We start from the raw sequence: 11302 nt of genomic DNA, 5'->3' as shown, positions 1-11302 counted from the left end.
CCTTCGACCCTAGCCAATGCGCAGTAAGCGTGATTGAGGTTCGATGACAGTTCGACAAGCAGTTCGGGATACGCGGCGGACCAGGTCGTCAATTGGCTGGGCGTCATGCCAAGCTCCTGCAACACCTTGCCCACCGCCGACGGATCACGAATCGCCTGATGGAGAAGTTGGAAGAGGGCCACATAGGCATCGCGCAGGTTGCCACCGGACAACGCGAGATGACGCTCGAGGATCAGGCTTTGCGGCGATGCGCGCTCAACCCCTGCCATCCGGGCGACAGGGCCGCCAATTTTGGCCGCGAACCAGTGGGACCAGTTGGTGTCCTCCGGAAATCCGCCCCGGTCGGCCTCCCTTGCCCCCTGCGTCTCCTTCTGCAGCGTCAGCAGACTCAAACGAAACTCAGCGTCGAGGCGATGCAATTCGTGCTCGACCGACTCGAGCCTCTCGACAGCTTCGCGATGTTTGACTGCGATCGTGGTATCGGTGGCCTGGGGAAAGCGACGCAGCAGCGTGTCGAGGGGGGTCGACTCATCAACCGCGAATAGTGCGCGAAGGTCTGCCACGAGGTTCGTGCAATCCTGTTGCAACTTGCTGCGCGAAGCAGTTAGTACTTGAGTACGCTTGATATTCGCGTTCAGGATATCGGTGTGTAGTTGATACATCTGCTGATTGACCTCAGCCAGACACGATGCTATCTCGCCTTCCCGCCGTTTTCGCAGCACCTCCAACGGTTCGGCGCGGGCGTGCGTTTCCTCGATGGCAGCGCGCAGGCCCGCGCCTGACGCCGACTCGTTGTTCGCGGCAAGCCATTCATTGATCAACTGATGTTCGATACGCGTCCATTCGAGTTCCTCCTTCACCGGCCCTCGAATCGCATCCGCGGATGGGGGCAGGTTATCGAGTACGGTCTGGAGCGCACGGACATACCGGTCGAGCCCACGGAACTGCCGCTCCAGTTCCGCACGAAACGCCCGAGGATTCTCACGGAAGCGCCCGAGCAGATGGTTGCGCCGCCCTGCCGTCCCGATATCCGGCGCGTCTTCGAGCAGCAACTGCTTGGCGATCAGGCACTCACTTGCGAGAGGCCGCAGCGCCTGCCGCTGCGAGATATCGAGGGCATCATAGGCAACCTCCGCCCCGTCCGCCAGAATCAGTCGATCCGGCAAAAAATCGTCGGCGTCGATCTGCGGCACACCTTCCTGTACCGCGACGAGGACTCCGCCCGCCAGCAGCGACAGGTGACCATCCACCACATCCGTCTGCCCCGCCCCCTGGAAACAAGCGGCATCACGCGCGGCCAAGCTGGCGAGCTCATCGAGCAAGCGCCGATGCGCGTCGTCGAGCGTGCTGCCGATTGCACTATCGTTTCGGATTTCCTCGTCGCTGTACGGCACCCCGCCATCGCGCTCAATCGTCTCGTAGAAATGCTGGAGCAGCATCACCAATTGATCGGCGCGCCGCGCGCGCACATCCACCTTACCCGCGTCGTCTGTAAGCAATGCTGTCAATTGTTTGATCACAATTTCCCCGCCCTGCTTCAGAAGTGCGATGCCACGGATCGCGGCATCGCGCTCGGACACGAGCGCGTCGCGACGCATCAGCAGATCAACATATCGCTGACGAAATTCGTCGTATCGCTCTCCGAGAGAATATTGAAGCTGCTCGATCAAGCCATTATCGGCACGCCCCAAGTCGTCGCGTGCGCTCGTGTCACGCCTTTCAGGGCGACGAGCGTCCAGCAGTTCCAGCGTCGTTTCCAACGATTCCGGAAACGGCCTGCGGTCGACAATCAGCTTCGCGAGCGCGCTCGCCAGCAGCAACTCCGAAGACGCTCCGCAAGCAGGACGAACGGCGTCGCATGCCCGATCGAGTTCGCGAAGCCAGGCCTCGTCTGGCGGCGGTCTCGATGATGAATCCGTTCCCGCCGCGGCCAGTTTGGACATTCGCGTCGCAATCGCTGTCCAGCCAGCGTCGAGCTCGTCACCAGCAGCAGCGTCCGAGTGAGCAGGCACTGCACCCGCCATCGCGCGATCAGCCGGCGCTGCAAGACGCATAATGTCGTCGGGACTCCCTGGCCATGTCAGCTTTACGACGTCGTCGAGCATCAGGACGATATTCCCCGCTTGGTCGACCGATTCCTTGAGGCGTTCGGCCTCGTCGGACGGCCCTACCTCCAGCGCACGATGCACGGCAAGAAATATACCGACCGGGTCGGATAACGTGTGCAGATGGTTGAGCAGTTCGACTGCCGCCTCGCCCAGCTCCGACAGCGTGCCAAGAGCGACCCGGCCCGCTTCCTTGCCCTCGAAGGTACAGACCAGTTCGTCAGCGTCGGCATCGAATATCACGTCGAAAGCAGGCCGGCCGTCCACAAGCAACGGAGCGTCTCCCGTGCGCGACAGATCGGCGAGTTGCACCCAGATCGCCGGAGATGCCAGGTCGCGCGTGCCGGCTGACTCGAACATTCTCCACAGGGCGAGGGCACTCGCCTTATCCCGCGCCTCGAATACGCGATCGAGGTCGGGCCAGCCAACTGTCGATACATCCGCCCCTGATCCGCGGTTCGTCGGATTGAGCAAGCTCAGACGACTCGTAGCCTCGAATGACGACGAGCGTTGAAGTAATACATTTGTATTCATGGGGTTGGGATACATGGGACAAAGTAACCGAATTGGGCGCGAGGATCAAAATGGCCTGTGCGATACATCATTCCGAATGATCACAACGATACGGCGCGAACATCGGAAATCACGGACCAGGAAAATTGCCGTTATGCTAAACAAACGATCCGGCATCGCCTTCAATGAATCGCTCACCCGCTTCTCCAGCGAGACTGCACGCATCACCGATTCATGTCATCTCTCACCGCCAACAGGATTGGCGCTCGCCGCGGCGCGAGGAATCTCGACACGGGGCGAGCGATTTATGAATGCGCCTGCGCGACATGCGTGTTCAAATCTTCACCAACCTGGTTGTTCTCGTCGCTTGAACGCATACGTCGGACCATCCGGATTCGATCGACTGAGGATCATGTCATGAATTCGATACTGCATCCCTATCTTGCCCGCTTCCATCAAGACATCGGCCTGACCATGCCGACAGACTTGCGTGACATCGATCTTACGATTCGCGTCGATGGTCGCCACGCGATCAGAATCATCGAATACCCGAGCGACTTTCTGGTGCTCTGCGCGGTGCTCGACCCGATCGCGCCGGAATTGATCCCGGCGCTCATGCAGCGCAATCTGCTCACCGAGGATGTTTATCCTTGCCTGCTTGCGATCGCCGAAACCGGTGGCGTGGTGATCTGGCGGCGGCTCGATACGAACGCACTCGATCGGACGCCTCTGTTGCAATGGTTCGAGGATTTAGTGCTGACGGTTGAATCCGTCCAGAAAGACATCGCGCTCGCGCACGAGTCCGCCAACAAGACGACGCGCATGACATTCCCACATTCGCGCATACCGGCCTGCCGGCCGGAAGTCGGTCCAGTACGTTGAAGCCGTGCTGGCGAGGCTGCGATATGTCACGGTCGACGTATCGCAGCACCCCACTCACTGCAATGAGAAAATCATGACCATTCAAGCTCTCGCGACCTTAGTCCATTCCATCAGGCCAAACCCTGCGCAGGCCGCTCCTCTGTCCGGCACGCGGCAATACCTGCATGAAGCCACTGCCGGACATTCCCAACCGTTCGGCAAGGCCGTCTATGCCACGAACCAAAATTTGGGCACTTGGGGCGACGACGCAATTCCGCACTGGAAGGCGCGCTCGTATGCACATGACGCCGCAAGCGTCGAGCGTGGTGAGTCAAGCAACTCCCATGCGTTCGCAAAATCAGCCTTGCAATGGGCGAGCGAGGGCAACCTCGCGGGCACGGTTCTCAATACCTGCGGCATGCTTGCATCAGGCGCCATCGATCACCAGAATCGATATCGGCTGGCGCCCTGATCCGCTGCCGGCGTCGCCGCAAAAAAACAGCATGCGCCTTCCCGATCACCAACTGCGGCGCCCGTACTACGATTGTCGGATACGGCGATCACACGACTTTCGTGAACACACCGACTAGGGAAACGCTGATTAATAGGCCAACGCGCGAGCTTGTCGGCGGTGCTGACGCGCAAATTCCAGATGCCGAAGTGAAGCGCAGCCAATTCGGGGAAGTTTTCCCCCGGGGAAGCACCTCATTTCCTGCATTTTTCATACACGTGACGGACTACTCCCATGAACCGACCGCAACCGGTTTCGCACGATCACCAAGTTCGCCAAAGCGAACAGGCTGAACAGTTGCGCCGTGTTCTTCGCCAGTCCCTTGTAGCGCACCTTGCGATGACGGAACAGGTTCTTGACGACATGAAACGGATGCTCGACCCGCGCGCGGATTTGCGCCTTGGTTCGCTCGAGCGCGATCACCAGATCCTTCAGCGCACCGTCCTGGATCGCCTTGATTTTTCCTCGCTTGGCCGCCACGCGCCACTTCACCGACTTGCTCTTCATTTCATCGCGCTTGTCTACGCCGATGTAGCCCGCGTCGCCGAACGCTTCTTGCTCGTGACCGTGCAACAGCGCGTGCGCTTGCGAAACATCCGACACGTTGGCGGACGTGCCGACCACGCTGTGAACCAGCCCCGAATCGGCATCCACGCCGATATGCGCCTTCATGCCAAAGTGCCACTCGTTGCCTTTCTTCGTTTGATGCATGTCCGGATCGCGACGCTTCTCGGCGTTCTTGGTCGACGGCGGCGCTTCGATGATCGTCGCATCGACCAGCGTGCCTTTCTTCATCATCAGCCCGCGTTCGCACAGCGAGATGCCAATCTCGTCGAACAGCTTGCGCGTCAGGTCATGTTCGAGAAGCAGGCGCCGGAACTTCAGCAGCGTGGTCGTATCCGGCACGTTCTCCACGGCCAGATCAATCCCGGCGAAGGCCCGCATCGCGATGCTGTCGTACAACGCATCCTCCAGCCCTTCGTCCGGACAGGCTGTACCACTGCTGCAGGAAGTAGATTCGACGCATCCGCTCCAGACCGATCGGCGGGCGGCCGCGAGTTCCTTTCGGGTAGTACGGCTCGATTGCCGTCAGCAATCGCGACCACGGCACGAGCTTCTCCATCTCGTCCAGGAAACGCTGACGCCGGGTCACGCGCTTCTTGCCTGCGCTTTCCGCTTCCGCAAAACTGATTTGCCGTTTCATCGTCGTGGGCTCGTTCCGTGAACTATCTTCTACAACGTCCTCGGCTGCGTCAGCGATGACCACCGAGCCAGATTAATCAGTGTTTCCCTAGAGGGTGTTATGCACTTTGAAGGATCGGCACGGCATGAACGAGCATGAGCATGGCGAAGACGACGAAATGCAGGCCGGCCAAGGTCTCAGGCAATCGCTCATAGTCGCGGGCGAGCCTGCGGAAGCGGTTAGCCCAACCGAAACTGCGCTCGACGACCCAGCGTCGCGGCAGCAGCACAAATCCCTTTTTCGCTTCTGGCAGCTTGATGACCTGCAACTCGATGCCTTCGTCGCGAGCGGCTTGAGCGGACGCCTCGCCCGTGCAACCTTGATCGGCGAAGGCCAGTTTCACCGTCTGTCCCGTCACGTGCTGAACTTCTTGCGCCAGCGCCTGAACCTGGGCGCGCTCCTGCTCGTTGGCCGACGTGATGTGCACCGCCAGCAGATGACCCAACGTATCAACGGCCATATGCACTTTGCTTCCCTTCTTGCGTTTATAGCCGTCGTAGCCTGCGCGCGGACCGCTTTCGCACGTCGACTGCAATGTCCGCCCGTCGAGAATCACCGCGCTGGGCTGCCCCTGACGTCCCTGCGCCACTCGCAGCACCGAGCGCAGATCGTTGACCATCGCCTCGAAGCAGCCGGCCTTCAACCAGCGCTGCGTTTGCTGATACACCGCCTCCCATGGTGGAAAGTTGGTCGGCAGCATCCGCCAGGCCGCTCCCGCGCGGGCAAGCCAGCGCAGCGCGCTATACAGTTCGCGCAACTCATATTCCCTCTGTGGCGCGTCTTCCTTCATCAAGGTCAGATACGGCGCCACAAAGCTCCATTCATCGTCCGAGACATCCGTCGGGTACGCTCTGCGTTTTTCCATCTCCCTACGACTGTCAGGTTGTCGAAAAGTGCATAACACGCTCTAGGTTAGCCTAACCGTGTCGGTCGGAGTTTTGACTTGGTGGCGGGGTTTTGCTTTGACTATTAAATTCATAAGGCAAAATATAGGGGTGTGCTTATGCATCTTTAATTTTCTTGGTCGCGGACTATAGGACGCTGGTGAGATATCGCCTGACATATTTGAATGTTGGGGTGAGTCGTTCCGATGAATAATTAACGATAATGGTATTTAATTATGCTAAACATTTTTAAGGCAGGTTTATTTGAAAATAAGGGAATGAATTCCCCTCGTGAAAATTCTCTTAGCCAATGGGTTCATGAGGCTCCAGACGAGCCGGACCGTGCCTGGGTGAAAGATCAAATGATGCGCGCTAGTAAGACCGGTTTTATTAATTTGAGCCATTATAATTTATCATCACTCCCTCCAATCCCTGATGGCGTGAAGGAGGTAAAAATAAGTAATATACGAAATCTACGTGAGCTTCCGTCGATGCCAGCAGGAGTGGAGGAAATACACGTTGAGGATTGCCCGGGGCTGAAAATTTCAAATCTTCCTCGAAGCACAAAGAAAATGATCGCGAGCAATGTAAAAGAGGTGATCAATTTCCCCGATGGGCTAAAACGCCTAAATATCGGTAGGTGCAATTCTAACTACTCGCTACTCCCTCCAATTCCTGATGGTGTAGAGTACATCAATGTATACGAGATGAACAGTCTATGTGAGCTTTCGTTGCCACCTGAAGGAGTAAGGGATTTAATAATTTCGGATTGCGAAAATTTGAAAATTTCAAATCTTCCGCCAGGCATAGAGAGAATGATCGTGAGAAATGTAAAAGAGGTAATTGAATTTCCACGGGGAGTGAAGGAGCTAGAGATTGATTTGTCTTCGGTGCCGGAGCTACCTGAAGAATTGGCAAGCCTTGAGTTATCCGGATGTAAAGGGATGTCGACAATTGGTTCATTGCCAGATGGTTTGGAAAAACTTAAGATTTCGCGGTGCAAGGATTTGATTCTGCCGTCTACTTTGCCTGGCAGCTTGTCACACTTGTCGGTTATTTTTCAAGATAAAGTGGTGTGGGATATATCGGAAAATGAATTTCCATTGGGCATGACAGTTTCTACTTATAATGTTGAATTGCCGAGAGAGCTGTATGGGAGGGGAGATGTTTTGTTTGGCAATATACACTCCGAGGCGTCGCTAAAATTTAATCCTGGCGACCTTGTGTTTGGTTTGTCTCCGAGCAGGGCGGCAGTGGTTTCAATTGCCAGAATTTGGAATGGGGCGATGGAGAAGGATATTTTGAGTCAAAATATCCTAACCGATGCTGTTTGGGATCATGGTAAAATGATGTCTCGGCAGTATAGGTCGGATGATGAAATAAAATCATCTCTAAATGATGCGGAGCGAGGTATTGAGTTTAAGAATTTTCTCCAGAGGCATGAAAGGTACGATGTTACGAATTTAAATTTTTGGAGACTTTCCGAAAAAGAACTATTGGCGAAGACGAGTAAGGCGGGCCTCGAATTTCAAACTAAAGTAAGGGGGGGGAAGGTAATTTTCTGTGTTGATAATCTTTTGAATGTTTTGCCGCAAATTGTTGATAAGGATTTTCATTACGGTGAGGCCATTACTGCCCATGAATTGAGGTGGCTCTACCGAAATCGTGAGGACGAGAGTATTAAGGAAAACGTAATATTCTCTTTGGGCGGGAAGATTGTATCGCATGATACTGTTTTTTCTCATGAGGGTTGGGGAAAGTATAGTGAAAAACATCCGCTCAGGAAAGCTGCGGATGGTTAATTTTTTTAATTGGAGTGGCTAACACAACATGGACATGAAGCCATGAAGATCATATCTTGGCGGCATGTCCAGACGAAAAATCAGTAAATGATATGAACGCTTCCCACCCGTGATCGGTGGGAGCCGGCAGGAAGGCGGAGCCTCACGGGCCGACGGCATCAGAGTGCCCAGATGGAAGATCATAGAGGTTTTCCTGGCAAACCGGAGGCTCCAACCCCGCGTCAGAATTGAAAGCCTGCAGGTACTGGCCGTAGGTATCCAGGTCTTTCAGTGAATCCGGCAGCGCGCCCAGCGTCAGCGTGATCTGGATGGGTCGGGTCACATCCAGGCCAAAAAAATCAGTATCGCCGAACGAGACATTTCGCCGGGCGCCAAGGCACAGGTCATAGCGTTATACATAAGTCAGTCGAGCCCTTCGCGGAGCGCACGTAACGTGTCAGCGGCAGTGAGAACTTTGTCAAGGCCGCGCCAGACGGTTTTGGCGCCGGGCTCGCCATCGCTCTTTCGAGCGAGGAACCCGCCGATTTGAGCAATAAGCCGTACGACCTCGTTCACGGTGGGCGTCGTGGTCGGCATCTTCTTTTTTGCCAGCAGATGGACGCCACGAATTTCATCAGGATGTTTACGCCGACCGGAAATTGAGCCAGTTGTAGGGTCGCGCCGACTGAAAACTGAGCCGGGCAATCAACCTATCCTGCTATTTTTTCAGGCAGGGTGTTTGGGGATGATCCCGATGACCATGATTGGCAAGGTGCGGCGGATGTTCCATCGCCAGAACAAGTCGGTACGCGAGATATCGCGTCTCACAAGCCTGTCGCGCAACACGATTAGCAAATACCTGAACATGGATGTTCAGGAAGAACCGAAGTATCAACGGCGCGCGCCATTGACGACCCGGCTGGCGCCGTTTCACGACGTACTGGTGCAGGCGCTCAGCGTCGACGCACGACGGCCGAAGAAAGAACGGCGCACCGCCTGGATGCTGTTCCAGGAGATCAAGGCGGGCGGCTGTAGTGGTCTAATGAATCCGGACACTGATTTAGGCGAGAATGGTCGCCATGAAGAGGTGTCTGATGAGCAAGCAACGACGTACGTTTTCCCCGGAGTTCAAACAGCAAGCCGCCTGTCTGGTGCTCGACCAGGGCTATAGCCATATGGAAGCAAGCCGCTCGGTCGGCGTCGGCGAGACGGTGCTGCGCCGCTGGGTGCAGCAACTTCAGATGGAACGCCAGGGCGTCACGCCGCAGGGCAAGGCAATCACGCCGGATCAACAGCGTATTCAGGAACTCGAGGCGCGTATCGAACGCCTCGAGCGTGAGAAGGCCATTTTAAAAAAGGCTACCGCGCTCTTGATGTCGGAAGGCATCGAACGTACGAAGTAATTGATCAGATTGGCGCAAGCGAATCGGTCGAGCTGATCTGCGCGGTATTCGACGTGTCGCGGTCCTGCCTGTATGCACACCGAGGGCGAGCCCGACGCGTTGATGCCGAGCGCATGGCACTGCGTAGCCGGGTACACGAGCTGTTCATCGAGAGTCGAAGCTCTGCTGGCAGTCGCAGCATCATGGGCATGATGCGCGAGGAAGGTACGGCGATTGGCCGCTTCAAGGTCAGCCGCTTGATGGAAGAACTCGGGTTGATCTGCAAGCAGCCGGGCCGCCATGCCTACAAGCAGGCCACGGTCGAGCGGATCGATATCCCGAATCATCTCAATCGCGAATTCGAGGTTGGTACGCCGAATCAGGTGTGGTGTGGTGACATCACGTATGTCTGGGCGCAGGGCCGTTGGCATTATCTGGCCGTAGTACTCGACCTGTTCACGCGTCGGGTTGTTGGCTGGGCGTTCTCGACACGCCCTGATGCCGATCTGGTCGTGCAGGCGTTGGAGATGGCCTATGAGCAACGTGGTCGACCGCAAGGATTACTGTTTCACTCGGATCAAGGCGGCCAAGGTGAATTCAACCGGTCGTCGCAACACCAGATTGTTGAACAGACCTGAGATACTCGTCCAGCGCTTCAGCAGGCGTCTTCCAGCCGAGTGTTTTCCGGGGCCTGGTGTTCAACGTATTGGCAACGGCTTGAATCTCTCGAGCGCTCCACCGGGACAGATCCGTGCCCTTTGGGAAGTATTGTCGTAGAAGGCCGTTCGTGTTTTCGTTCGTGCCACGTTGCCATGGGCTGTTCGGGTCGGCGAAGAAGACCTTCACACCAGACTCAATTGTGAAGCGAGCATGATCGGACAGTTCCTTTCCCCGATCCCAGGTCAATGATCGCCACAACTGGGCAGGCATGCTCGTCACGGTTTTCTTGAGCGCGTTGGCCATTGTGACAGCCCCGTAGCCGGCCAGCGCGGGACCATTTTTCGTCCTGGGAATCAGCCCGTAGCCTTCCTCGCGAGGCAGATGGATGAGCATGGTGAATCGGCTTGATCGCTCGACCAGCGTTCCGATCGCAGACCGGTTCAAGCCGATGATCAGATCGCCTTCCCAATGTCCCGGTACAGCACGATCCTGAGCTTCCGCCGGACGTTCGGAGATCATCACGTCTTCGCTGACATGCGCCCACGCCTTGGCTTGCGCCCTGGCCCTTGGCACTCTCAGTGCTCGTCCGGTACGCAGATAGGTCACCAGTTCGCGCTTGAGCGCACCACGCCCTTGAATGTAAAGCGCCTGATAGATGGCTTCGTGAGAAATGCGCATGGTTTCGTCATCTGGGAAGTCGACTTTTAATCGATTGGCAATCTGTTCTGGTGACCAGCCATTGACCCATTTGCGATCACTGCGTTCTGGCTTATTCCGCCCAATGAATGCCACTTGACGAGGCCCCGCAACCTTGCGTCCTTTAGCGTCATGAACCTGGCCCTCCAAGCGCTCTTGCACATAGCGGTGCAGCCTCGGATTTGTCGCAAGCTTTGCCGGTTTCGGTCGCCTGGCAAACAGCTCCGCCTTCCACTGGGCGACTGATGCCCGATAATCGAGGCGGCCGCTACGAGTTGCAGCATTACGCGTGAGCTCTCGTGAGACCGTTGACGCGCTGCGGCCAATACGGCGAGCGATCTCACGCACTCCGACTCCTTCGGCTGAGAGTAATCCTATCTCTTCACGCTCGGCAAACGACAAGTACCTCCCGGATATCGGATTTGCCATGAACAACGGCATACCGCCACGCTCGCGAAACCAGCGTGTGCCTGCCGCCTGGGATACGCCAACGGCCGCAGCAGCCTTCTCGCTTGTGATTCCGATCGCGACCTGCTCCCAAAACTGGCGCTCAACCTCATGCCGAAGCGATGGTGCACCTGGCGAGCGCATCGCTCCTCGCCCCGTCAACTGTTGTATCCACTTCGATGGACGACCCATGAAACACCTCCTGGATTAAGGTGTTGC

Annotated in this window: 9 protein-coding genes and 2 pseudogenes; 5 read left to right on the top strand and 6 right to left on the bottom strand. The window is 56.6% G+C overall.

Features of this window, described 5'->3' with window-relative positions:
- A partial coding sequence (locus tag GD429_RS38325) for a hypothetical protein (protein WP_152865175.1) occupies positions 1 to 2579 on the bottom strand: 2579 nt, incomplete at its 3' end.
- Between the two features lie 456 nt (positions 2580 to 3035).
- Here GD429_RS38325 and GD429_RS38320 point away from each other — a divergent pair.
- Together GD429_RS38320 and GD429_RS38315 are read left to right on the top strand one after the other, a co-directional pair.
- Positions 3036 to 3500, top strand: coding sequence for a CesT family type III secretion system chaperone (locus GD429_RS38320; RefSeq protein WP_193727325.1), 465 nt, complete (start codon positions 3036 to 3038; stop codon positions 3498 to 3500).
- 73 nt (positions 3501 to 3573) lie between these two features.
- Positions 3574 to 3951, top strand: a complete 378-nt coding sequence (locus GD429_RS38315) for a hypothetical protein (protein WP_152865173.1) — start codon at positions 3574 to 3576, stop codon at positions 3949 to 3951.
- A 249-nt stretch (positions 3952 to 4200) separates the two neighbouring features.
- Here the strand turns inward: GD429_RS38315 and GD429_RS38310 are convergent.
- Both GD429_RS38310 and GD429_RS38305 read right to left on the bottom strand, forming a co-directional pair.
- A protein-coding gene (locus GD429_RS38310; RefSeq protein WP_152865172.1) for an IS5 family transposase occupies positions 4201 to 5194 on the bottom strand; the annotation gives its coding sequence in 2 pieces (ribosomal slippage) (positions 4201 to 4974 and positions 4976 to 5194; 993 coding nt in all).
- A gap of 97 nt (positions 5195 to 5291) precedes the next feature.
- Entirely contained in the window at positions 5292 to 6098 is an 807-nt protein-coding gene (locus GD429_RS38305; protein ID WP_152865171.1) for an IS5 family transposase, read from the bottom strand.
- 297 nt (positions 6099 to 6395) lie between these two features.
- Between GD429_RS38305 and GD429_RS38300 the strand changes: the two genes are divergently transcribed.
- Entirely contained in the window at positions 6396 to 7919 is a 1524-nt protein-coding gene (locus GD429_RS38300) for a hypothetical protein (protein WP_152865170.1), read from the top strand.
- Positions 7920 to 8061: 142 nt separating this feature from the next.
- Here the strand turns inward: GD429_RS38300 and GD429_RS38295 are convergent, their stop codons facing one another.
- Both GD429_RS38295 and GD429_RS38290 read right to left on the bottom strand, forming a co-directional pair.
- Complete coding sequence (locus tag GD429_RS38295; RefSeq protein ID WP_152865169.1) at positions 8062 to 8241, bottom strand: hypothetical protein; 180 nt, start codon at positions 8239 to 8241, stop codon at positions 8062 to 8064.
- 80 nt (positions 8242 to 8321) lie between these two features.
- Positions 8322 to 8537, bottom strand: a pseudogene (locus GD429_RS38290) (IS4 family transposase); the annotation flags it as partial.
- Between the two features lie 115 nt (positions 8538 to 8652).
- On the opposite strand from GD429_RS38290, the gene GD429_RS38285 reads away from it, so the two are divergent.
- Both GD429_RS38285 and GD429_RS38280 read left to right on the top strand, forming a co-directional pair.
- Positions 8653 to 9069 carry a hypothetical protein gene (locus GD429_RS38285; protein WP_227792145.1) on the top strand — a complete coding sequence of 139 codons (417 nt, stop codon included), beginning with the start codon at positions 8653 to 8655 and terminating at the stop codon, positions 9067 to 9069.
- Positions 8993 to 9870: pseudogene (locus GD429_RS38280) on the top strand (IS3 family transposase); the annotation flags it as partial. The gene GD429_RS38285 and the pseudogene GD429_RS38280, both read left to right, overlap by 77 nt.
- 7 nt (positions 9871 to 9877) lie before the next feature.
- On the opposite strand, the gene GD429_RS38275 reads toward GD429_RS38280, so the two are convergent.
- Positions 9878 to 11275 carry an IS30 family transposase gene (locus GD429_RS38275; protein WP_152865168.1) on the bottom strand — a complete coding sequence of 466 codons (1398 nt, stop codon included), beginning with the start codon at positions 11273 to 11275 and terminating at the stop codon, positions 9878 to 9880.
- Positions 11276 to 11302 lie beyond the last annotated feature (27 nt).

Origin of the sequence: Burkholderia sp. BE17, from assembly GCF_009362305.1 — a bacterium.
Lineage (GTDB): Bacteria > Pseudomonadota > Gammaproteobacteria > Burkholderiales > Burkholderiaceae > Burkholderia > Burkholderia pyrrocinia_C.
This window is presented reverse-complemented; position numbering and strand designations above follow the sequence as displayed.

Excerpts from the sequence above, each read along its gene's own strand:
- GD429_RS38315 (WP_152865173.1), top strand. The coding sequence starts at position 3,574 with ATGACCATTCAAGCTCTCGCGACCTTAGTCCATTCCATCAGGCCAAAC.
- GD429_RS38285 (WP_227792145.1), top strand. The coding sequence starts at position 8,653 with ATGACCATGATTGGCAAGGTGCGGCGGATGTTCCATCGCCAGAACAAG.
- GD429_RS38305 (WP_152865171.1), bottom strand. The coding sequence starts at position 6,098 with ATGGAAAAACGCAGAGCGTACCCGACGGATGTCTCGGACGATGAATGG.
- GD429_RS38320 (WP_193727325.1), top strand. The coding sequence starts at position 3,036 with ATGAATTCGATACTGCATCCCTATCTTGCCCGCTTCCATCAAGACATC.
- GD429_RS38275 (WP_152865168.1), bottom strand. The coding sequence starts at position 11,275 with ATGGGTCGTCCATCGAAGTGGATACAACAGTTGACGGGGCGAGGAGCG.
- GD429_RS38300 (WP_152865170.1), top strand. The coding sequence starts at position 6,396 with ATGAATTCCCCTCGTGAAAATTCTCTTAGCCAATGGGTTCATGAGGCT.